Annotated in this window: 21 protein-coding genes; 11 read left to right on the forward strand and 10 right to left on the reverse strand. The window is 73.5% G+C overall.

Annotated elements, in window-relative coordinates; genetic code table 11:
• Positions 1-20 precede the first annotated feature (20 nt).
• From AC0B9F_RS16715 to AC0B9F_RS16730, 4 genes are all read right to left on the reverse strand, one after another.
• A complete protein-coding gene (locus AC0B9F_RS16715) occupies positions 21-653 on the reverse strand; it encodes a hypothetical protein (RefSeq protein WP_472003216.1) in 633 nt (210 codons plus the stop codon).
• A gap of 39 nt (positions 654-692) precedes the next feature.
• Positions 693-1,403 (reverse strand): YqjF family protein, encoded by a 711-nt coding sequence (locus AC0B9F_RS16720; RefSeq protein ID WP_472003218.1) that lies wholly within the window; start codon positions 1,401-1,403, stop codon positions 693-695.
• A gap of 71 nt (positions 1,404-1,474) precedes the next feature.
• On the reverse strand, positions 1,475-2,026 hold the full coding sequence (locus AC0B9F_RS16725) for a hypothetical protein (protein ID WP_472003220.1): 552 nt from the start codon (positions 2,024-2,026) through the stop codon (positions 1,475-1,477).
• 154 nt (positions 2,027-2,180) lie between these two features.
• The gene (locus AC0B9F_RS16730) at positions 2,181-3,032 is read right to left on the reverse strand and encodes an MBL fold metallo-hydrolase (RefSeq protein WP_472003222.1); all 852 of its coding nucleotides are present in this window, start codon (positions 3,030-3,032) and stop codon (positions 2,181-2,183) included.
• A gap of 233 nt (positions 3,033-3,265) precedes the next feature.
• Here AC0B9F_RS16730 and AC0B9F_RS16735 point away from each other — a divergent pair, with 233 nt between their 5' ends.
• Positions 3,266-4,981 (forward strand): RecQ family ATP-dependent DNA helicase, encoded by a 1,716-nt coding sequence (locus tag AC0B9F_RS16735; RefSeq protein ID WP_472003224.1) that lies wholly within the window; start codon positions 3,266-3,268, stop codon positions 4,979-4,981.
• A gap of 93 nt (positions 4,982-5,074) precedes the next feature.
• Here the strand turns inward: AC0B9F_RS16735 and AC0B9F_RS16740 are convergent, their stop codons facing one another.
• Together AC0B9F_RS16740 and AC0B9F_RS16745 are read right to left on the reverse strand one after the other, a co-directional pair.
• Positions 5,075-5,893 (reverse strand): SAM-dependent methyltransferase, encoded by an 819-nt coding sequence (locus tag AC0B9F_RS16740; RefSeq protein WP_472003229.1) that lies wholly within the window; start codon positions 5,891-5,893, stop codon positions 5,075-5,077.
• A gap of 82 nt (positions 5,894-5,975) precedes the next feature.
• The gene (locus AC0B9F_RS16745) at positions 5,976-6,665 is read right to left on the reverse strand and encodes an NAD(P)-dependent oxidoreductase (RefSeq protein ID WP_472003243.1); all 690 of its coding nucleotides are present in this window, start codon (positions 6,663-6,665) and stop codon (positions 5,976-5,978) included.
• Between the two features lie 79 nt (positions 6,666-6,744).
• On the opposite strand from AC0B9F_RS16745, the gene AC0B9F_RS16750 reads away from it, so the two are divergent.
• The gene (locus tag AC0B9F_RS16750; protein WP_472003245.1) at positions 6,745-7,368 is read left to right on the forward strand and encodes a TetR/AcrR family transcriptional regulator; all 624 of its coding nucleotides are present in this window, start codon (positions 6,745-6,747) and stop codon (positions 7,366-7,368) included.
• Between the two features lie 135 nt (positions 7,369-7,503).
• Positions 7,504-7,674 carry a hydrophobic protein gene (locus tag AC0B9F_RS16755; protein ID WP_361637512.1) on the forward strand — a complete coding sequence of 57 codons (171 nt, stop codon included), beginning with the start codon at positions 7,504-7,506 and terminating at the stop codon, positions 7,672-7,674.
• Positions 7,675-7,795: 121 nt separating this feature from the next.
• Here AC0B9F_RS16755 and AC0B9F_RS16760 read toward each other — a convergent pair whose 3' ends face one another.
• A complete protein-coding gene (locus AC0B9F_RS16760; RefSeq protein WP_472003247.1) occupies positions 7,796-8,839 on the reverse strand; it encodes a GlxA family transcriptional regulator in 1,044 nt (347 codons plus the stop codon).
• A 127-nt stretch (positions 8,840-8,966) separates the two neighbouring features.
• Between AC0B9F_RS16760 and AC0B9F_RS16765 the strand changes: the two genes are divergently transcribed.
• On the forward strand, positions 8,967-9,890 hold the full coding sequence (locus AC0B9F_RS16765; RefSeq protein ID WP_472003249.1) for an NADP-dependent oxidoreductase: 924 nt from the start codon (positions 8,967-8,969) through the stop codon (positions 9,888-9,890).
• A 75-nt stretch (positions 9,891-9,965) separates the two neighbouring features.
• On the opposite strand, the gene AC0B9F_RS16770 is transcribed toward AC0B9F_RS16765, so the two are convergent.
• Positions 9,966-11,000: a GlxA family transcriptional regulator gene (locus AC0B9F_RS16770; protein WP_472003251.1), complete on the reverse strand. Its 1,035-nt coding sequence runs from the start codon at positions 10,998-11,000 to the stop codon at positions 9,966-9,968.
• Positions 11,001-11,103: 103 nt separating this feature from the next.
• Between AC0B9F_RS16770 and AC0B9F_RS16775 the strand changes: the two genes are divergently transcribed.
• On the forward strand, positions 11,104-11,688 hold the full coding sequence (locus AC0B9F_RS16775) for a cysteine hydrolase family protein (RefSeq protein WP_472003253.1): 585 nt from the start codon (positions 11,104-11,106) through the stop codon (positions 11,686-11,688).
• A gap of 76 nt (positions 11,689-11,764) precedes the next feature.
• On the opposite strand, the gene AC0B9F_RS16780 is transcribed toward AC0B9F_RS16775, so the two are convergent.
• Positions 11,765-12,910, reverse strand: a complete 1,146-nt coding sequence (locus AC0B9F_RS16780) for an RNA polymerase sigma factor (RefSeq protein ID WP_472003776.1) — start codon at positions 12,908-12,910, stop codon at positions 11,765-11,767.
• Positions 12,911-12,918: 8 nt separating this feature from the next.
• A complete protein-coding gene (locus tag AC0B9F_RS16785; protein WP_472003255.1) occupies positions 12,919-13,326 on the reverse strand; it encodes a YciI family protein in 408 nt (135 codons plus the stop codon).
• A gap of 251 nt (positions 13,327-13,577) precedes the next feature.
• On the opposite strand from AC0B9F_RS16785, the gene AC0B9F_RS16790 reads away from it, so the two are divergent.
• The 6 genes from AC0B9F_RS16790 to AC0B9F_RS16815 all read left to right on the forward strand — a co-directional run bounded on the left by AC0B9F_RS16790 (position 13,578) and on the right by AC0B9F_RS16815 (position 20,214).
• On the forward strand, positions 13,578-14,864 hold the full coding sequence (locus tag AC0B9F_RS16790; protein WP_472003257.1) for a flavin-containing monooxygenase: 1,287 nt from the start codon (positions 13,578-13,580) through the stop codon (positions 14,862-14,864).
• 10 nt (positions 14,865-14,874) lie between these two features.
• Complete coding sequence (locus tag AC0B9F_RS16795; RefSeq protein ID WP_472003259.1) at positions 14,875-15,345, forward strand: RidA family protein; 471 nt, start codon at positions 14,875-14,877, stop codon at positions 15,343-15,345.
• Positions 15,342-16,016, forward strand: coding sequence for a DUF1028 domain-containing protein (locus tag AC0B9F_RS16800; RefSeq protein WP_472003261.1), 675 nt, complete (start codon positions 15,342-15,344; stop codon positions 16,014-16,016). Before AC0B9F_RS16795 ends, AC0B9F_RS16800 begins: the two co-directional genes overlap by 4 nt.
• Positions 16,013-17,164, forward strand: coding sequence for a M20 family metallopeptidase (locus tag AC0B9F_RS16805; protein WP_472003263.1), 1,152 nt, complete (start codon positions 16,013-16,015; stop codon positions 17,162-17,164). The genes AC0B9F_RS16800 and AC0B9F_RS16805 overlap by 4 nt, the downstream gene beginning before the upstream one ends.
• A gap of 91 nt (positions 17,165-17,255) precedes the next feature.
• Complete coding sequence (locus tag AC0B9F_RS16810) at positions 17,256-18,713, forward strand: aspartate ammonia-lyase (RefSeq protein ID WP_472003264.1); 1,458 nt, start codon at positions 17,256-17,258, stop codon at positions 18,711-18,713.
• A 64-nt stretch (positions 18,714-18,777) separates the two neighbouring features.
• Complete coding sequence (locus AC0B9F_RS16815; protein ID WP_472003266.1) at positions 18,778-20,214, forward strand: MFS transporter; 1,437 nt, start codon at positions 18,778-18,780, stop codon at positions 20,212-20,214.
• Positions 20,215-20,238 lie beyond the last annotated feature (24 nt).

The following is a 20,238-nucleotide window of genomic DNA, read 5'->3' on the forward strand; positions in this document are numbered from 1 at the left end:
GGCAGAGCACCGGATCACCGCTACGGCGCGACGGTCGTGGTGACGCGCGTCAGGGCCGGCCGGCGCGGCACGGAAGCGAACCCGAAGCGCACCGGTGGCTCGATGGGCGCCAGTACGCCGAGATCCTCACCCGCGAAGACAGCCGACAGACCGGTGACGGGCCACAGCCCGCCGGCGCCGTACCACTCTCGGCGTCCGGGCACCGCGCTGCCGCGGGTCCGCACGCCGCGCAGCAGCAGCCGGGCGACGGGGTCCGTCACCACCGTCCACGACGCACTGCGGGCGAGCGGGCGGGGCACCGCCGCGAGCAGGAGCCCCAGCGGTCCCGGCCGGCCGACCGTGAAGCGCAGCTCCAGCGGCCCCGCGCGCACCGCACAACTGCCGCCCGACGCCGTCACGTCGACGGGTACGACGCGCACCGTGTCGAAGAGGTACGTGCCGCTGAGGAAATCGGCGACGCGCCGCGTCGGCGCCAGCAGCAGCCGTTCGCCCCGTTCCCGCTCGATCATCACGTCGCTGAACGGGCCGAACGGCGAGCGGTGCCAGTGGCCCACGACCACCCGGGTCCCCGAAGCCGTCCCCACGCCCGCGATCCAGCCGTCGAAACGCAACCGCGCCCGCCGGTCCGCACAGCAGCCGTCCCCACGGCTCATCCGCCCGCCCCATGGCCGCCGTGAGGGGACGGGGCCCCCTCAGCGACACGGACGGGACGGCCCGAGCCGCACATGCCTGACCCCTTCCGAGAAGTGCACCACGGGCTCACCGGCGGGCGCCGGGAGACCGGCCGCGCGGGTCAGGGTCTCCTCGGCCGTCTCGACCACGGCGGCCCGCAGCGGCCACGGCTCGTGCTCGACCGGCGTCTGCCACAGCATCCCGTACCGGCGTGAATACGCCCGCCACCGCGAGGTCAGCCACACGTCCCGTTCCGCCGGCCTGATCGGATCGCCCGGGCGGACGACGATCCGGTAGGCGACGTCACCGCCCCACCGGGACCCTGTGTACGACACGAGGTCCCCGTCCGTGGAGACGCGCAGGGTGCCCTGGTGGTACGGCACGCCCACGGCCCGCGCCGCGAGCATCAGCGGGAACGCCACCTCGATGGCCAGGAACCACAGCCCGTCCCGCCGCGAGCCCCGGTGCCGGACGTAGGTCCGCAGATTGGTCTCCGCGAACGTCGGCAGCCCCGGCAGCGCGGAGGGCACGCCGGGCGGGCGGACGCGGGCCATGACGAACGGGGTCAGACTCACCCACGCCGTGTCCTCGTACACGTCGACGACGAGTTCCGGGGGCAGCAGCGCCTGCACCGCCCGCCGGGGAAACGGCCAGTGGACGAACGTCTGCCGCAGCCAGCCCGTCCGCAGCGCGGGGAGCCGCACCCGCTGCTCCGCTCCATACGCGACCACCAACCCTGCGTTCCCTTCCACAGACGGGCAAAACGCCGTGCCCGACCGGCGGCTGCGGACCGGTGCGGCCGTCAGTGGGGCCTGTGGTCCGGGGTGTGGTGGTGCGACGAGGCCTCCGCGACCTTCTTGAGCGCCGACGCCGTGAGCGGGTCGCCGACCTTGGCGGGTTGCTCGTGCACATGCTCTTCGGGCTCGTCGTGGCGGAAGTGGGACGGGGCCAGCCGGTCACCCGCCCCCCGCTCCTCGGTGAAGGTGTCACCGCTGTCCACGCGCACCGGCCCCGGACCCTCGGCCCCGGCGGCCTGTGTCCCGTCACCCTCGGCGCCCGCTACTGCGTGACCCGCGCCTTCCTGCGTACCGCGTACGGGACGCGGCTGGGTCAGCCAGGCGACGGCGGCGCCCGCGGCCGCCACCGGCCACTCCACGATTCCGGCGACGCCCAGCACTCCGGCTCCGGTGTAGACGGCCAGCCGGCGGCCGCGCGGGGAGATCGCTCCGATCCGGTCCAGCGCACCGTCGGCGAACCGGCCCACCTGCTCGGCCCCCGGCAGGCGCCGGAGCCCCGAGGCGACGGCCCCCAGCGGCTGGAGAAGACCCGACGGACGGCTTCCGACCTGGCTCATTTCGAACTCCTCCCGCGCGTCCTGAACAGGCGGCTTCTGTCTCCCAGTGTCACACTCGCCGGGCGTGGTCCGGGGCCTCTCGGGGACCCGTGTGCGGGGCCGGCTGCTGTCCGGCTGGGCCCCTCGACAGCGGAGAGGCCGCCAGGGGGGCCGCTCACAGCAGGGCCGGAGCCGTCCCGGGAGCGATCCGCACCCGTCCGCCGTGCCCGCAGGCGACGACGCGGTCGCCGAGCCCCGCCCGGCCGGCCTCGGCGAGGAACGCGGACAGCGGTGAGCGCATCACCGTGTAGTCGCCGTAATGGACCGGCAGGATGCGCCGCGGAGCGAGCTGCCCGGCGAGCTCGGCGCCCTGCGCACCGTCCATCGTCACCACGAACCCGCCCGGAAGGCGCGTGCCGCCCAGGTGCAGGACGGCCAGATCGGCGGCCGGGAAACGAGTGGCGATCTCGGCCAGGCCCTCGAACGGCAGGGTGTCGCCCGAGACGTACAGGCGCAGTCGCGCGGGCCGCCCCGGCGGGCCGAACTCCAGCATGCTCCCCATCACCGGCGGCAGCAGCCCGCGCAGCACCGGGTGACCGGCGTGCCGGCCCGGCAGCGCCGTCACCCTGACCTGCGCGTCACCGCGCCGCAGGGTGAAGTGCCGCCAGGCGCGCAGCCCCGCCGTACGGGGAAAGCCGTGCACGACCCTCAGGCGGCGTGCCGCGTGCGGGGTGGTCAGCACCGGAACGGAGCGGTCCAGGCCGCGGCGCGCCCGCCGGTCCCAGTGGTCCCCGTGCAGATGGGAGAGCACGATCCCGTCGAGGCGGGGCAGTTCGTGCACGTCGAGGGCCGGCTCGGTCAGGCGCCGGCTCAGCAGCCCGTAGCCGAGGTAGGCGTACTCCCCGCGGTGCAGGAAGTTCGGGTCGGTCAGGAGCGTGAGCGGCCCGTACCGCAGCAGGACCGTGGCGTTGCCGATGAAGTGGACGTCGAGCGCGTCGTCGGGGGCGTCGTCCGTGATCCGGGGCATGCTCGCCCGCCCTTCGCCGGGACCGCGGAAGCGCCCTCCCGCACGCCGCCACCGCGTCAGCTCGTCTCTCTTGCGATCCGCCGCGGGTTCCCCGGCGCGCCGCACGGAAACGGCCGGCAGCGCCCGGGCAGGTCACCGGCCCGGTGCGTGGCGGCGTCACCCCGGGGTACCCAGCACAGCCGTGCGGGACCGGGAACCACGCCGCTCCCGGCGGCCGGAGCGAAGGAGTGGTCATGACCGGCGACACACCCCGTGGCGGCGCGGGGCGGGCCCGGCGTCTGCGGGAGACCGCCGCCGAGGTGTTCGGCTGGGACGAGCTGCGGCCCGAGCAGCTCACCGCGATGGAGTGGGTGCTGCAGGGACGGGACACCCTCGTCGTCATGCCGACCGGAGCGGGCAAGTCCGCCGTGTACCAGGTCCCGGCCCTGCTGCTGCCGGGTCCTGTGGTGGTCGTCTCGCCGCTGCTGGCCCTGCAGCGGGACCAGATCGCCGGGCTGCCCGGCGGCGAGAGCGGACCGGGAGCCGTCGCCGTGAACTCCGACCTCTCCGCGGCCGAGGCGGAGGCGGCCTGGGAGGCGGTGCGCGACGGCGGGGTCAGCTACGTCTATCTGTCCCCGGAGCAACTGGCCAAGGACGAGGTGGTCCAGCGGCTGGCCGAGGCGCGACCGGCGCTGTTCGTCGTCGACGAGGCCCAGTGCGTGTCCTCCTGGGGCCATGACTTCCGGCCCGACTACCTCCGCCTCGCCCAGGCCGTACGGCGCCTGGGCCGGCCCCCCGTCCTCGCGCTCACCGCGACCGCCGCGCCGCCGGTCCGCCAGGACATCGTCGAGCGGCTCGGCATGGACCGGCCCCGCCACCTGGTCACCGGGTTCGACCGCCCCGAGATCCGGCTCGAGGTCCACCGGCACCTGGACGACGACGAACGGCGGCGCCTGGTCGTCGAGCGGGCGGCGGCCGAGGCCAAGCCCGGCATCGTCTACGCCGCGACCCGCAAGGACACCGAGTACTACGCGGCGGAGCTGGCCTCCCTCGGCCTTGCCGCCGAGGCCTATCACGCGGGCCTGCGCGCCGCCGAACGACGGCGGATCCACGAGGCGTTCCTGGCGGGCGAGGCGGACGTGGTGGTGGCGACCACGGCTTTCGGGATGGGCATCGACAAGGAGGACGTGCGGTTCGTGCTGCACGCCGCGCTGCCGGGCTCCCTGGACGCCTACTACCAGGAGATCGGCCGCTGCGGCCGGGACGGCCGGCCCGCCCTCGCCGTACTGCACTTCCGTCCCGAGGACACCGGGATGCAGGTCTACTTCAGCGGCCGCGCACCCGGCGCGGACACCGTGGGCGCGGTCGTGCGGGCCGTCCACGACCACGCGGACGAGCCGGTGGCGCTCGACGAACTGCGCCACGACACCGGTCTGTCCCGCAGCCGGGTCACCACCGCGGTGAACCTGCTGGAGGAGGCCGGGGCCGTGGCCACGGACGCCTCGGGCGCCGTCCGGCCGGACCCGGACACGGCCCCGTCCCGGGCCGTGCGGCGGGCGGAGGAGAGCGCCGAGGCCCACCGGCGCATGGACCGCTCCCGGGTCGACATGGCCCGGGCCTACGCCGAGACGACCGGTTGCCGGCGGCGCTTCCTGCTGGGGTACTTCGGCGAGGAGTACGAGGCGCCGTGCGGGAACTGCGACGTGTGCGACGCCGTGGACGCCGAGGGCGGCGACGGCCCGCCCGGCGATCCGCGGGCGGCGCACCCGGACGCCGGGGCCTATCCGGTCGGTACGGCCGTGCGGCACGGACAGTGGGGCCCGGGCACCGTGCTGAGCGAGGACGGGGACCGCATCACCGTCCTCTTCGAAGAAGTCGGCTACCGCACGCTCTCCCTCGAAGCGCTGGCCGGCCGGGACGATCTGCTCACCGCGGCGAGCGAGCCGGGCGGCGACCGGCCCGACCCCTGAACCGACGCGTCACCGCCGAAGCTCGGCGCGGGCCTGTCCGACCCGGCGCCGACACCTCGGTCCTGCCTTCACCCCGCGGGAACGGCCGGCCGGCTAGGACTTCCTGGCCAGCCCGGCGGAGATGAGGTGCTCCCAGACGGTGAGTTCCCGCCCGCCGCCCTGGTTCCAGCGGCTGTCGACCACGTCGGGACGCCACAGTCCGGCGGGGACGATCCCGGGCTCGAGGATGTCCAGGTCGCCCAGCAGCGCCTCGATCTCCTCGTCGCTGCGCCACCGGCCGCGCCCGAACGTCTGCTGGAGGACCTTCTCCGCCTCCTCCGTCTCGGCGTTGTTGCCCGAACGGAAGTGGCTGACGAAGAAGTAGCTCCCGGCGGGCACCTGTTCACGCCAGTAGCGGACGATCGCGGCGGGGTCCTCCTCGTCGTTGACGTGGTGGAGGATGGCACTGAATATGACGGCGACCGGGCGGGTGAAGTCGATCAGCTCCACGGTGTCCGGGTGGTTGCGGATCGCCTCGGGGTCGCGCACATCGGCCGGGACGACCCGGGTGTGCTCGTTCTCCTCCAGCAGCGCCCGCCCGTGGACCAGCACCTGCGGGTCGATGTCGACATACACGACCCGCGACTCGGGCGCGTGCCGCTGCGCCACCTGGTGCACGTTGTCGGCGGTCGGCAGACCACTGCCCAGGTCGATGAACTGCCGTACGTCGGTGGTCGTCGCGATCTCCCGCACTGCCCGGGTCAGGGCGGAGCGGTTGGCGAACGCGATCGCCACGGAACCGGGAAGGTCACGTTTGAAGACGTCACCGATCTCCCGGTCCACGGCGTAGTTGTCCTTGCCGCCGAGCAGGTAGTCGTACACACGGGCGATGCTGGGCTTGGTGGAGTCGATGGAGGAGCCTTCATGCGTCATGGCGACCATCTTCCCCTCCAACCGGGCCCGCTGACCACGACTTTGGCTTGTTGAGCTCTTTCCCGAACCTGGGCCGGCGGACTCACTCCTTCTTCACGCCCTTCCAGATCAGCTTGGCGATGCTCGGCTTCACAGCCGTGGTGATCACTCCCATCGCCGACCGTACGAACCGGCGTTCGTCGACCTCGCGGAGCATGGCGGCGGCCAGATCGGTGCGGGAGGTGAACACCCCGTCCGCGCTGGACTCGGCCGTGTGATAGTCCGTCACCACGGGGTGGTCGAAGAGGCCCGAGGGCCGTACGAGAGTCCAGTCGAGGTCCGTCCGGTGGATCACGGCCTCCATGCGGCGCATGTCCTCGTGCAGGGTGCGGCCGAAACGCCGGTTCACCAGCGGGTCGAACACATGGTTGAAGAAGTGCGCGCCGGTGGGGCGCCACCGCGGGTCCACGATGCTCGAACTGACCACGAGCAGACGCTTGACCCCGTGCCGGCCCATCGCGTCGGTGATCGCCCGGGCGCTCTTGGAGTACGTGGTGATCTCCTCCTTGCTGAACGGCGTGCCCAGCACCGACAGCACGGCGTCCGTACCGCCGATCGCGGCGTCGGCGCCTGCCGGATCGGTGGCGTCGGCGATCGCCGTCGCAAGCCCCGGACGCTCGGCGATCGACCCGGGCCGCCGCGTCACGGCGACGACCTCGTGACCCCCGGCGAGCGCCTGGTCGAGCAGTCGGCGACCGGTGGGTCCACTGGCTCCGAAGACGGTGATACGCATGAGGGCGGGTCCTTCCCGAGGTATGGAGGCGGCACAACGCCCTTGACCCTGCCGCTCCCGCCGCGCAGGCTCAACGCCGATGAATATTCCGTCAGCTGCCGCGCCTGCCCCCGCCCGCGGGCGAGGGCGCCCCCGCGGCAACCCGCCCACCCGCGCGTCGATCGTCTCCGCCGCCCGTCCCCTCTTCGTCGAGCACGGCTACCGGGCCACCACACTGCGCGCGGTGGCCCTGGCGGCCGGAGTGGACCCCGCCGCGATCGCGTACCACTTCGGTTCGAAGAAAGCCCTGTTCGCCGACGTCATGCAGGTCCACTGCGCCAACGCGCTCACCGTCGACCGCGTCCTGGCCGGTGACCCGGCCACCCTGCCGGACCGCCTCATCGACGCGGTGACCGGGCTGTGGGAGGACCCCGGCTTCCGCCGGCTCACCAGTCAGGGGGAGGAGGTCGCCGCAGCGGTCCGTGACTATCTGGAAACCGAACTCCTGGCCCGGCTCGTTGAATTTCTCGGGGGCCGGGCCGCCACCGCACGGGCCACGGCCGCCGTCACCGTCCTGGGCGGACTGATCTACACCCGCTACCTCAACCCCCTCCCCACGACCGCCGCGCTCACGCCCGCCGAGATCCGCCAGGCCCTCGCCCCCTCGCTGCACGCGGCGCTCCACCCGGCCATCCGCCCGTCCGGGGGGCGCTCGGTGAGGTGAACCGATGGATCGCACAAGGCAGTTGATGCCACACGGATGGGGCCCCGTCTTCCCTGGCTCGCGTGAAAGTAACGCGGCGATCGGGTGTTTGCCGGGGCGCGATGAGAGCACACGACGGCCAGGAGGTTGATGACGATGGTTCCCCTGCTTCTGGTTCTTCTGCTGGCTCTGGTCCTGTTCGGTGCGGGCTTCGCGCTCAAGGCCCTGTGGTGGGTCGCGGTGATCGTGCTCGCGGTGTGGCTGCTCGGTTTCGTGGTCCGTCCGGCGGCCGGTGGCGGCCGCCGGGGCCGCTGGTACCGGTGGTGACCGGTAGCGCTGACCGAGCGGTACGCAGACGGCGCCACCCTGGTGGCGGCGCCGGTGGGGTGGGCCGGCCCGAGGGGGGCCGGCCCACCCCACCTTTTCGTCCTCGGCTCCCCGCCGCCGGTCAGTCGCGCGGCGCGCTCCCGTCGTGGGGGCTGAACGCCCGCCGGTAGGAGGCGGGTGAGATGCCGAAGGCCGCCCGCATGTGCGCGCGCAGGGAGTTCGCCGAGCCGAAACCGGCCCGGTGTGCGACGAGGCCGATCGTCAGGTCCGTCGTCTCCAGCAGTTGCTTGGCCAGTTCCAGGCGCTGGGCGGTCAGCCACTGCACCGGGGTCATGCCGACCTCGTCGCGAAAGCGCCGGGTGAAGGACCGCAGGCTCATACGGGCGTGCTCGGCGAGCTGGGCGAGGGAGAGCGGCTCGCCGAGGTGCTCCAGCGCCCAGGCGCGCGTCGCCGTGGTGCTGGCGAGAGTGGGTTCGGGGACCGGGCGGTCGATGTACTGGGCCTGCCCGCCGTCGCGCCACGGCGGTACGACGCAGAGGCGCGCGGCCCGGTTGGCGGCGGCCGCGCCGTGGTCCCGGCGGATCAGGTGCAGGCACAGGTCGACGCCCGCCGCCACGCCCGCGGAGGTCAGCACGTCGCCGTCGTCGACGAACAGGACGTCCTCGTCCACCTTGACCTTGGGGTAGGCCCGGCGGAACTCCGGCGCCAGGTTCCAGTGAGTGGTGGCCGGGCGGCCGTCGAGCAGACCGGCCGCCGCGAGGACGTAGGAGCCGGTGCAGATGGACACGAGCCGGGTGCCGGGCCGGATGCCGGCGATGGCCGCGGTGACCTCCGCGGGCAGCGGGCCGCCGCGGCCCAGTTCCGGCATGGCGTGAGTGGGCGGGACGATCACGGTGTCCGCGGCGGCCAGGGCCTCCGGTCCGGCCGCGGGCTGCACGGTGAAACCGGCGTCGCTGGGCACGGGGGCGCCGTCGGCGGTGCAGACGGTGACGTCGTAGAGCGGGCGGCCGCCGGCGTCCGCCGCGCTGCCGAAGACCCGGGAGGGGATGCCGAGCTCGAAGGGCGGTACCCCGGGCAGGGCCAGCACGGCGATCCGGTGCGGCCGTGACGCCCTCCGCGACCGGCCCGGCTCGGTCTCGGTCGTCGTCCCCTGCGATGCGCTCATGGCCAGATCCTGTCACATAGTGGCCGGACGGCCAATCCCGTGGCCGGTCCCCGTGCCGCATCGTTGTCCTCGTCGCACCGGGGACCTCCCGGAGCCGGGAACGAGTACGGAAAGAGAGACGGACAGCATGCGTGCAGTGGTCGTGGAGCAGTGGGGCGGTCCCGAGGCCCTCGTCGAGCGTGAGGTGGAGCGCCCGGAGCCGGGACTGGGCGAGGTCCTGGTGCGGGTGCACGCGGCCGGAGTGAACCCGGTGGACTGGAAGACCCGGGCCAGTGGCGGCCTCATCGAGTGGGGCGCCGTGCCGGCGGTCGGCTGGGACGTGTCCGGCACCGTCGAGGCGGCCGGGCCCGGCGTGGGGATCTTCCGCCCCGGCGACGAGGTCTTCGGCATGCCGCTGTTCCCCCGCCAGGCCGGCGCCTACGCCGAGTACGTGGTGGCGCCGGCCCGGCACCTCGCCCCGAAGCCCGCGAACCTGACCCATGTCGAGGCGGCGGCGCTGCCGCTGGCCGCGCTGACCGCCTGGCAGGCCCTGGTGGACACGGCCGACGTGCGTCCCGGCGAGCGGGTGCTGGTGCACGCGGCCGGCGGCGGGGTGGGCCACTTCGCGGTGCAGATCGCCAAGGCGCGCGGCGCCCACGTCATCGGCACCGCCGGCGCCGCCAAGCACGACCTGGTGCGGCGGCTGGGCGCGGACGAGATGGTCGACTACCGCGCGGTGCGCTTCGAGGACGTCGTCAGCGACGTCGACGTCGTCCTGGACGGGCTGGGCGGGGAGACGGCCGAGCGCTCCCTGGCGGTGCTCCGGGACGGCGGCCGGCTGATCACCCTGCCCGGCCCGGACGACGTCCCGGCCGCCCACGACGGGGTGCGTGCGGCCTGGATGCTGGTCGAGCCCGACCACCTGGGGCTGCGCGAGATCGCCGCCCTCGTCGAGCGGGGCGCGCTGAAGCCGGTGGTCGAGACGGTCCTGCCGCTCGAGCTGGCCGCGAAGGCACACGAGATCGGCGAGCAGGGCCGCACCACCGGCAAGATCGTCCTGACGGTCGCCTGATCCGCGCGACGGGGCCCCTGGGCACCCCTCGGCGGCCCCACCCCGGTCGTGCCCCCGGCCGCCCCCCGGGGGGCCTCACACCGTCCGCGGCGTCCTGAACCTGCGCCGGTACTCCGTCGGCGTGGTGTTCAGACGGCGGCGGAACGCCCGGACCAGGGTGTCCGTCGTGCCGAACCCGGTGAGCGACGCGATACGGTCCAATGTGGCGTCGGTGGACTCCAGTTCGCCGCGCGCCTTCTCGACGCGGACGGACTCGACGTAGGCGTGCGGCGTCATGCCCAGCTCGGTCTTGAAGAGCCTGGTCAGATGCCGCTCGCTGACATGCGCGTAGGCGGCGATGTCCGCGATGGTCAGCGGACGGCCGATGTTGCTCAGGATGTGGTGCCGCAGGTCCTCGATGCGGCGAGTGGTGGAGACCTGCTCCAGCGGAACGCTGAACTGGCTCTGCCCGCCCGGCCGTTTGAGGTACATCACCAGTTGCCGGGCCACCCGCAACGCGACGGCCTCGCCGAGGTCCTCGGCGATGAGGGCGAGCGACAGGTCGAGGCAGGCGCTGATCCCCGCCCCGGTCCAGACGTCGCCGTCCCGGATGAAGATGGGGTCGGCGTCGACCTGCACCTGCGGATGGTCGGCGGCGAGGCGCCGCGCGGTGGACCAGTGCGTGGTGGCTCGCCTGCCGTCCAGCAGGCCCGCGGCGGCGAGGATGTGCGCGCCCACGCACACCGACGTCACCCGCCGGGTGGAGGCGGCGAGCCGCCTCACCCAGCGGACCAGGCCCGCGTCGACCAGCGGGTGCACGTGGCGCTCGTCGTCCACCTCGACCGACCCGGGCACGACGAGGGTGTCGATGCGGCGCGCCGCGACCTGTTCGAACGTGGCGTCCGGGAGCACCCGCACGCCCGCGCCCGTGACGACGGGGTCCAGCGTCTCGGCCGCCAGGACCACTTCGTAGCCGGCCGCCTCCTGCGTCTCGCGCCGGGCCAGCGAGAACACCTCCGGCGGGCCGGTGACGTCGAGCAGGTCGACGCCTTCGAAGACGACGATGACGACAAGGCGTCCGATGCTTCCCGGCACTGATCCCCCACGTGAACGGCATGTCCGTATCTGCATGTTAGACGTCATTGCCGACATGGATACGGCTGCCTAGCGTGGTGGACGCAGCCCGGCGCACCGCTCGGGCCGCGCATCCCACCGACACCACAGGGGGCACACCATGTCCAGGACGACGCTGCGTCAGCTCAACGGCTTCGACGAGACGCCCGCGAAGCTCGCCGACTCCACGCTCATCCTGATCGACTTCCAGAACACCTACACCGAGGGCGTGATGGAGCTGGACGGCTGGGAGGCGTCCCTCGACGCCGCCGGGCAGCTCCTGGCCCGCGCCCGCGCCGCCGGCACGAAGGTCGTGCACGTCATCAACGACGGCGGCGAGGGCACGCCGTACGACATCCGGGCCCGGGTCGGGGAGATCCACCCCCGCGTGGCGCCCGTCGAGGGTGAGAGCGTCGTCGTCAAGCAGGTCCCGGACGCGTTCCACGGCACCGATCTCGGCGCGCACGTCCCGGACGGGCAGGACGTCGTGCTGGCGGGCTGGATGACCCACATGTGCGTGGCGTTCACCGCCCAGGGAGCGTTCCTGCGCGGCAATCGCCCGACGGTCGTCGCCGACGCCACCGCGACCCGCTCACTGCCGGTCGCCGGCGCCGACCTGGACGCCGACCAGGTGCACCGCGCCGCCCTCGCCACGATCGCCGACCTCTACGGGGTCGTCGTCACCTCGCACAAGGAGCTCGTGTGATGCATGATGTGATGCGTGATCGGAGGCAGGGCGGAGCGTCCCTGCGCTGAAGCCGGCGAAGGGGAAGTGACCGCCGTCAGCCGCGCAGGCCGGAGTTGAGCCGGGCGGCCTGGCGGGTGAGGTGGTCGCGTTCGGCGAGGTTGGGTGCCTTGCGGGCCGCCTCGGCGTACAGGCGCGCCGCTGTCGCGAGGTCGCCGTCACGTTCGTGCAGGTGGGCCGCCACCGCGGCATGGCGGGGCAGCGCGGGGTCGAGTTCCGCGAGCGCCGCCAGGCCGGCGCGCGGTCCGTCGGCCTCGCCGACGGCGACGGCGCGGTTGAGGCGGACCAGTGGGCTGTCCGCCAGCCGCGCGAGTTCGTCGTACCACTCGACGATCTGCACCCAGTCGGTCTCCTCGGCGGTGGGGGCGTCGGCGTGCAGGGCGGCGATGGCGGCCTGGGCCTGGAACTCGCCCAGCCGGTCGCGCGCGAGCGCCGCCTGCAGGATCGCCACGCCCTCGGCGATCGACGCGGTGTCCCAGCGGGCCCGGTCCTGCTCGGCGAGCGGCACCAGGCTGCCGTCGGGCGCGATCCGCGCGGCGCGCCGGGCGTGGTGCAGCAGCATGAGGGCGAGCAGGCCCGCCACCTCGGGATGGCCGACGTGCGCCGCGAGCTGCCGGGTGAGCCGGATCGCCTCGGCGGCCAGGTCGACATCACCGGAGTAGCCCTCGTTGAACACCAGATAGAGGACGCGCAGCACGGTGGCCACGTCGCCGGGCTGGTCGAACCGCACCCCGGACACGGTCCGCTTGGCGCGGCTGATCCGCTGCGCCATGGTCGCCTCCGGAACCAGATAGGCCTGCGCGATCTGACGGGTGGTCAGCCCGCCCACGGCGCGCAGCGTCAGCGCGACGGCGGACGCGGGAGTCAGCGACGGGTGGGCGCACAGGAAGTAGAGCTGGAGCGTGTCGTCCACCGCCGGCGCGGCCCCGGGCGCCGGCTCGCCGTCGACGACGTCCTCACGCCGGCGGCGGGCGGCGTCCGAGCGGGCCGCGTCCAGGAACTTGCGCCAGGCCACGGTGACCAGCCACCCCTTCGCGTCCCGCGGAGGGCCGGCCGGCCAGACGCGGACCGCCTCGACGAGCGCGTCCTGGACGGCGTCCTCGGCCGCCGCGAAATCGGCTCCGCGGCGGACGAGGACGGCGAGCACGCTCGGGGTGAGGCTGCGCAGCAGTGCCTCGTCCATGGGTGCGGTCACTCCGTGATGGTGGGCGGCGCGGCCAGGAAAGGGCGCACCTCGAGCCACTCGTGGATGGGCTTGCCCCCGGCGCCGGGCGCGGCGGACAGCTCCCCGGCCAGTTCGAGGGCGCGCTCTTCGCTGTCGACGTCGATCACCATCCAGCCGGCGATCAGGTCCTTGGTCTCGGCGAACGGGCCGTCGGTGACCGGCGGGCGCCCCTCACCGTCGTAGCGGACCCACATCCCCTCGGGTGCGAGCGCCTGAGCGTCGACGAACTCGCCCGTCTTCTCCAGCCGGGCCGCGAAGTCGTGCATGTACTGGATGTGCGCCGTGACCTCCTCCGGGGCCCACTGGTCCATCGGTGCGCAGTTCACCGGCTCCGGGGCGCCGCGGTAGTGCTTGAGCAGCAGGTACTTGGCCATGGTCTGTCTCCTCGTCCAGGTGCGGCCCATTGTGGTCGCGTTCACCCCGGGGACGGGGCCGGACGCGGGTTCTCGACATCCCCGCCGGGATTTTTCCCAGTGATTTCCTCACCGGATTCCGCATCGCCAAATCAGATCACCTTCCTCGGAAACATCTGTTGGACAGCTTTCCCGGCTCCCCACAGGATGTTCGGTGCGGTAGCACGGTCGACGCGACGCCGGGATGGACTACCGCCTGAGTGGAGGCTGGAATGCCGAGTGAAGCAACCGAAGTAGTCGTCGTCGGAGCGGGCCAGGCCGGCGTGGCGATGAGCGAGCACCTGGGAGCCCAGGGCATACCGCACCTGGTCCTGGAACGGCACCGCATCGCCGAGCGGTGGCGTTCGGAGCGGTGGGACTCCCTGGTCGCCAACGGGCCGGCGTGGCACGACCGCTTCCCGGGCCTGGAGTTCTCCGACGTCGGCCCCGACGGGTTCGCCTCCAAGGAGCAGGTCGCGGACTACCTCGCCGCCTACGCCGAGAAGGTCGGCGCCCCGGTCCGCTGCGGCGTCGAGGTGACCTCGGTGCGCCGGCACACCGGCCGGCCCGGCTTCCGCGTCGAGACCTCCGAGGGCTCCATCGACGCGCGGTTCGTCGTGGCAGCGACCGGACCGTTCCAGCGCCCCGTCATCCCGCCCATCGTCCCCGACGGCGCCGTCCCCGTGCAGCTGCACTCCAGCGGGTACCGCAACCCCGGGCAGCTGCCCGACGGCACGGTCCTCGTCGTCGGCGCCGGATCGTCGGGGGTGCAGATCGCCGACGAACTGCGCCGCTCCGGGCGCCGGGTCCTGCTCTCCGTGGGACCCCACGACCGTCCTCCGCGCCGCTACCGCGGACGGGACTTCTGCTGGTGGCTCGGCGTGCTCGGGATCTGGGACGCGCAGACGCCTCCCCAGGGGGCCGAGCACGTCACCATCGCGGTCAGCGGCGCCCGCGGCGGCCACACCGTGGACTTCCGCGCCCTGGCCGCCGCCGGTGTCGAACTCGTCGGCCTGACCGCGTCGTACGACGACGGCGTCCTGCGTTTCGCGCCGGATCTCGCCACGAACATCGCGGACGGCGACGCCAAGTACCTCGCGTTCCTGAAGGCGGCCGACGCGTACATCGAGCGCAACGGGCTCGACTTCCCCGAGGAGCCCGAGGCCCACGTGCTCGGCCCCGACCCGGACTGCGTGACCGGTCCCCGGCTGGAGCTCGACCTGGCCGAGGCCGGCGTCACCTCGATCGTCTGGGCGACGGGTTTCGCCACCGACTACGGCTGGCTGCAGGTCGACGCGTTCGACGACCGGGGCCGGCCGGACCACCGCCGGGGCGTGTCCCGCGAGCCGGGCGTCTACTTCCTGGGCCTGCCCTGGCTGTCCCGCCGCGGTTCGAGCTTCCTCTGGGGCGTGTGGCACGACGCCCGCTACATCGCCGACCACATCACCATCCAGCGGGGCTACCTCGCGTACGGCACCACCGAACGGTCCGGCGCCACGCCGGCGACCGCGAACAGCTGAGGAGCAGACGATGACGTCCACGAGCGAGGGCCACCAGGTGAAGGCCCCGATCGTCACCGGCGGGCACACACGTATCCGTCCGTTCAACACCCGCGACACCTATCCCGAGCAGCACCTCGACAACGACCTCTGCCAGGCCGTCGTGGCCGGCGACACGGTGTACGTCCGCGGGCAGATCGGCCAGGACCTCGACACCAGCGAGTCCGTGGGCATCGGCGACGCCGAGGCGCAGGCCGAGCGGGCCATGGCCAACATCCAGATGCTGCTCGAAGAAGCGGGCAGCCGGATGGAACACCTGGTCAAGCTGACGATCTACCTGATCGACCCGCGCTACCGCGAGGCGGTGTACCGCACCGTGGGCCGCTGGACCAAGGGCGTGCACCCCATCTCCACCGGCCTGGTCGTCTCCGCCCTCGCCCGCCCGGAGTGGCTGTGCGAGATCGACGCCGTCGCCGTGATCCCCAAGGAGGACCGGGCATGACCCTCTCCCTGGTGGTACGCGACGGTGCCCGGTTCGGCATCGTGGTCAGCTCGTCCAGCCCGGCGGTCGCCGCCCGGGTCGCCCATCTGCGGCCCGGGGTCGGGGCGGCCGCCTCGCAGAACGTCACCGACCCCACGCTCGGCACGCGCCTGCTCGACGGGCTGGCCGACCACGGCGACCCCGCGCGCGCCCTGGCCGACGTCACCGGCGCGGCGGACACCGCGAAGACCATCGAGTACCGGCAGCTCACCGTGCTGGGCCGCACCGGCCCCGGGTTCGCCCACAGCGGCGCCCGGACACTCGGCACGCACGCCTCGGTCACCGCGGACGGCGCGGTGGCGGCCGGCAACATGCTGTCCGGCGCGCACATCCCCGGCGTACTCCTCGACGCCTACACCGCGGCCACCGGTGAGCTGGAGGAGCGGCTGCTCACCGCGCTGAGGGCCGCCGTGGCGGCCGGAGGCGAGGAGGGCCCGCTGCATTCGGCCGGCCTGGCGGTCGTCGCGGACGTGGACTGGCGGGTCACCGATCTGCGGGTGGACTGGGCCGACGACCCCGTGGCCCGGCTCGGCGAACTCGTCGACGTCTGGCTCCCGCAGCGCGACGACTACGTGCGGCGCGGCCTCGACCCGGCCACCGCTCCCTCGTACGGCGTCCCGGGCGACCTGTGAGGGGCGCCGCGCTGAAGCGGGCGGCCCGGCAGGCGGTCGACCGTCACGCCGAGGAGCTGATCGGCCTGTCCGAGAGGCTGCACGCCGACCCGGAGACCGCCTGGGAGGAACACCGGGCCGCCGCCGCCGTACCGGAGCTGCTCGACCGCGCCGGCTTCGACGTCACCTCCTCCTACCTGGGCCTGGACACCGCGTTCCACGCCCGGTTCGGCAGCGGGCCCGTGCGGATCGCGCTGTGCGCGGAGTACGACGCGCTGCCGGGCCTCGGCCACGCGTGCGGGCACAACCTCATCGCGGCGTCCTCGGTCGGGGCCGCCCTCGGCCTGGCCGCCGTCGCCGACGACGCCGGTCTCACCGTCGAGGTCTACGGCACCCCCGCCGAGGAGGGTGGCGGCGGCAAGATCGAGATGCTGGACCGGGGCGCGTTCACCGGAGCGGACCTCGCGATGATGGTGCATCCGGCACCGGTCGACGTCGCCGAGGCCCGCCCGTTCGCGGTCAGCCACTCCAGAATCTCCTACACCGGCAAGTCCGCGCACGCCGCGGCCTATCCGGAGGCCGGGGTCAACGCCGCGGACGCCTTCACCGTGGCCCAGGTCGCGATCGGCCTGCTGCGCCAGCAACTGCCGGGCTCGGCCCGGGTGCACGGTGTGGTGACCCACGCCGGGGACGCCCCGAACGCCATCCCCGAGCGGTCCACGGGCCGCTGGTACGTGCGAGCCCGGACGCTCGCCGAACTCGCCGAGCTGGAGCCCCGGGTCATGCGGGCCTTCGAGGCCGGCGCCCTCGCCACCGGCTGCGCGCTGGAGATCGAACCGGAGAGCAAGCCGTACGCGGAGTTCCGCACGGACGAAGGCGCCCTCGGGCACTACCGCGCCAACGCCCTCGCGCTGGGTCGCCAGTTCGCGCCGCCCGGCCAGGCCGCCCGGATGAACCGCGCCTCCACCGACATGGGCAACGTCTCCCAGGTGGTGCCGGCCATCCATCCCTACATCGGCATCGGTTCCCTGCCCGCCACCAACCACCAGCACGAGTTCGCCGCGTACTGCGTCGGCGGCACGGCCCAGCGCGCGCTGCTCGACGGGGCGATCGCGCTGGCCTGGACCGGCGTGGACCGCGGCACGGTGGGCGGGGGAGGGGCGGCGTGACGGGCACAGCAGCCTCCGTGGCCGCCGCGTCGACCGGCCGTCTCGTAACCGCTGCCGTGACTGCCGACCCGCCACGACCGGGAGGACACCGATGTCCCTGACGTCCGGCCCCCAGCACACCGGCCCGCAGCACATCTGTGCGGCCGGCCACGACCGCCGTACCGAGCACGACATGCTCGGCGACGTGGACGTGCCGGCGGACGCCTACTACGGCGCGCACACCGCCCGGGCGGTGGCCAACTTCCCCCTCACCGGGGAGACGCTCGCCGCCCGGCCGCACCTGATCGGCGCCCTGGCGGCAGTGAAGGACGCCGCGGCCCGCGCCAACGCGGACGTCGGCGCACTGGACGGCACACTGGCCACGGCGATCGAGGACGCCTGCGCCGAGATCCGCGGGGGCGCGCTGCGGGAGCAGTTCGTCGTCGACCTGATCCAGGGCGGCGCGGGCACGTCGACCAACATGAACGCCAACGAGGTCGTCGCCAACCGTGCCCTGGAGCTGCTGGGGCGCCGCCGCGGGGAGTACGCGGTCCTGCATCCCCTCGACCACGTCAACCTCGGCCAGAGCACCAACGACGTCTATCCGACCGCGGTGAAACTGGCGCTGGACGCGCACATCGCCGAACTGCTGGTCGCCCTGGCCGGCCTGCGCGAGGCGTTCGCCGCCAAGGGCGCCGAGTTCGCGGACGTGCTGAAGATGGGCCGCACCCAGCTGCAGGACGCCGTGCCCATGACGCTGGGCCAGGAGTTCGGGGCGTTCGCCGCGACCCTCGCCGAGGACGAGCAGCGGCTGTCGGAGGCCCGGCTGCTGCTGCACGAGCTGAACCTCGGCGGCACGGCGATCGGCACCGGACTCAACGCCCGCCCCGGATACCGCGAACGCGCGCTGGAGCACCTGCGCCGGCTGACGGGCATACCGACCCTCGTGTCCTCGCCCGACCTCATCGAGGCCACGCAGGACGTCGGCGTCTTCGTCCAGCTCTCCGGCGTGCTCAAGCGGATCGCCGTGAAGCTGTCCAAGATCTGCAACGACCTGCGCCTGCTGTCCTCGGGGCCGCAGGCCGGTCTCGGCGAGATCAACCTGCCCGCACGCCAGGCCGGATCGTCCATCATGCCGGGCAAGGTCAACCCGGTGATCCCCGAGGCAGTCAACCAGATCGCGTTCGAGGTCATCGGCAACGACGTGACGGTCACCCTCGCCGCCGAGGGCGGCCAGCTCCAGCTCAACGCCTTCGAGCCGGTCATCTACCGGTCGTTGAGCGCCGGCCTCGACCACCTCACCGCGGGGATCGGCGTCCTCACCGAGAGGTGCGTCCGCGGTATCACCGCCAACCGGGACCGGCTCGCCCGGACCGTCGCCGCCTCCACCGGCGTGGTCACCGCGCTCAGCCCCGCCCTCGGCTACGAGACGGCCTGCGCGCTCGCGCTGGAGGCGCACCACACCGGCCGGCCCGCGCTCGACCTCGTCCGCGAACGCGCGCTGCTCACCGAGGCGCAACTGCGCGACCTCACCAGCCCCGCCTCCCTGACCGGCCTGCCCGCGCACTGAGGGCACCGCGCCGGCGACCCCCGCTCAGCCCGGGCTTCCCCACCCCATCCTCAAGGAGGTGCGCATGCGCACCAGCAACACCGGCGCCACGCCGACCGAGGCCACCACGGCCACCGACGCGGTCGCCCTGCGCAGGAACGTCGCCGCGGGAGCCGTCGGCGTGTTCGTGCACTGGTTCGACTGGGCCGCCTACGCCTATCTCGCCGGCACGGTCGCCACCGTGTTCTTCCCGGCCGAGAACGGCACCACCGGTCTGCTCGCCGTGTTCGGCGTGTTCGCCGTGTCGTTCGGCATCCGGCCGATCGGCGCCCTGGTGTTCGGCCCGCTCGGCGACCGGATCGGCCGCAAGCGCACTCTGTCGCTGGTCATCTTCATGATGTCCGGCGCCACCCTGACGATCGGACTGCTGCCCGGCTACGCCACGATCGGGACCGCCGCGCCGGTGCTCCTGGTGGTCCTGCGCCTGATCCAGGGCTTCGCAGCGGGCGGTGAGTTCGGCAGTGCGGCGAGCTTCCTCGCCGAGAGCGCGCCCCGGCGCCGTCGCGGGTTCGGCGTCAGCTGGCTGGAGGTCGGCTCCCTGCTGGGCTTCCTCGCCGGCTCGTTCGTCTTCCTGCTGCTGTCCACCGGGCTCGACGACGACCAGCTGACGTCCTGGGGCTGGCGCATCCCGTTCCTCGTCTCCGCGCCCCTCGGCGTCATCGGCTACATCATCCGCAACAAGATCGAGGACACGCCCGAGTACCGGATGCTCGAAGCCGGCGGCTCGATCCCGCGCAGCCCCGCGCGTGAGCTGCTGCGCTCGCACAAGCGGCAACTGCTCCAGGCGGCGGGCCTGATGGCGGCCATGCACGTGCCGTTCTACGCGGTGCTCACCTACCTCGTCACCTACGAGACGGACCACCTCGGCCACTCCGCCGACAGCGCCGCCCTGCTGTCCACGGTGATCTCGCTGCTCGGGCTGGTCCTGGTGCCGGTGTTCGGTCTGCTGTCCGACCGGGTGGGGCGCAAGCCGGTGTTCGTCGGCGCGACGGCGGCCCTGCTGGTCCTCTCCACGCCTGCCTTCCTCCTGATGCGCACCGGACTCGCCGGGACCTGGGCCGCCGGGCTGCTGCTCGGGGTGATCCTGGCGGCGATCCTCGGCACGTACGCGGTGTGGTCGGCGGAGACCTTCCCCACCCGTACCCGGCAGAGCGGTCTGTCCGTCGCGTACAACCTCACCGCCGCCCTGTTCGCCGGCACCGTGCCGTACCTGATGACCGTGCTCATCGACGCGACCGGCAGCACCCTGGTGCCCGGCCCGTACCTGATGGTGTTCGCCGTCGGCGGGCTCGTCGCGGCGCTGTCCCTGCGGGAGACCGCGGGCACGGCCCTGCTGCGCCCCGAGGACGTGGGCGCCGCGGCGGCCCCCGACGGCAAGGCGCCCCCGGCGCAGGCTTCCGAAGGCGTCTCCGGGACACCGGCCGCCCCCGGAGCCCCGCCGGCCGGTGCGGGCGCCGCATAAGGTCGTCCCGGACACGGTCACCGG

This window comes from Streptomyces sp. NPDC097129, assembly GCF_055668065.1.

Excerpts from the sequence above, each read along its gene's own strand:
- AC0B9F_RS16750 (WP_472003245.1), top strand. The coding sequence starts at position 6,745 with ATGAATATTCCGTCAGCTGCCGCGCCTGCCCCCGCCCGCGGGCGAGGG.
- AC0B9F_RS16780 (WP_472003776.1), bottom strand. The coding sequence starts at position 12,910 with ATGGACGAGGCACTGCTGCGCAGCCTCACCCCGAGCGTGCTCGCCGTC.
- AC0B9F_RS16755 (WP_361637512.1), top strand. The coding sequence starts at position 7,504 with ATGGTTCCCCTGCTTCTGGTTCTTCTGCTGGCTCTGGTCCTGTTCGGT.
- AC0B9F_RS16785 (WP_472003255.1), bottom strand. The coding sequence starts at position 13,326 with ATGGCCAAGTACCTGCTGCTCAAGCACTACCGCGGCGCCCCGGAGCCG.
- AC0B9F_RS16745 (WP_472003243.1), bottom strand. The coding sequence starts at position 6,665 with ATGCGTATCACCGTCTTCGGAGCCAGTGGACCCACCGGTCGCCGACTG.
- AC0B9F_RS16765 (WP_472003249.1), top strand. The coding sequence starts at position 8,967 with ATGCGTGCAGTGGTCGTGGAGCAGTGGGGCGGTCCCGAGGCCCTCGTC.
- AC0B9F_RS16760 (WP_472003247.1), bottom strand. The coding sequence starts at position 8,839 with ATGAGCGCATCGCAGGGGACGACGACCGAGACCGAGCCGGGCCGGTCG.
- AC0B9F_RS16770 (WP_472003251.1), bottom strand. The coding sequence starts at position 11,000 with ATGCAGATACGGACATGCCGTTCACGTGGGGGATCAGTGCCGGGAAGC.
- AC0B9F_RS16790 (WP_472003257.1), top strand. The coding sequence starts at position 13,578 with ATGCCGAGTGAAGCAACCGAAGTAGTCGTCGTCGGAGCGGGCCAGGCC.
- AC0B9F_RS16730 (WP_472003222.1), bottom strand. The coding sequence starts at position 3,032 with ATGCCCCGGATCACGGACGACGCCCCCGACGACGCGCTCGACGTCCAC.
- AC0B9F_RS16815 (WP_472003266.1), top strand. The coding sequence starts at position 18,778 with ATGCGCACCAGCAACACCGGCGCCACGCCGACCGAGGCCACCACGGCC.
- AC0B9F_RS16775 (WP_472003253.1), top strand. The coding sequence starts at position 11,104 with ATGTCCAGGACGACGCTGCGTCAGCTCAACGGCTTCGACGAGACGCCC.
- AC0B9F_RS16715 (WP_472003216.1), bottom strand. The coding sequence starts at position 653 with ATGAGCCGTGGGGACGGCTGCTGTGCGGACCGGCGGGCGCGGTTGCGT.
- AC0B9F_RS16800 (WP_472003261.1), top strand. The coding sequence starts at position 15,342 with ATGACCCTCTCCCTGGTGGTACGCGACGGTGCCCGGTTCGGCATCGTG.
- AC0B9F_RS16795 (WP_472003259.1), top strand. The coding sequence starts at position 14,875 with ATGACGTCCACGAGCGAGGGCCACCAGGTGAAGGCCCCGATCGTCACC.
- AC0B9F_RS16740 (WP_472003229.1), bottom strand. The coding sequence starts at position 5,893 with ATGACGCATGAAGGCTCCTCCATCGACTCCACCAAGCCCAGCATCGCC.
- AC0B9F_RS16735 (WP_472003224.1), top strand. The coding sequence starts at position 3,266 with ATGACCGGCGACACACCCCGTGGCGGCGCGGGGCGGGCCCGGCGTCTG.
- AC0B9F_RS16810 (WP_472003264.1), top strand. The coding sequence starts at position 17,256 with ATGTCCCTGACGTCCGGCCCCCAGCACACCGGCCCGCAGCACATCTGT.
- AC0B9F_RS16725 (WP_472003220.1), bottom strand. The coding sequence starts at position 2,026 with ATGAGCCAGGTCGGAAGCCGTCCGTCGGGTCTTCTCCAGCCGCTGGGG.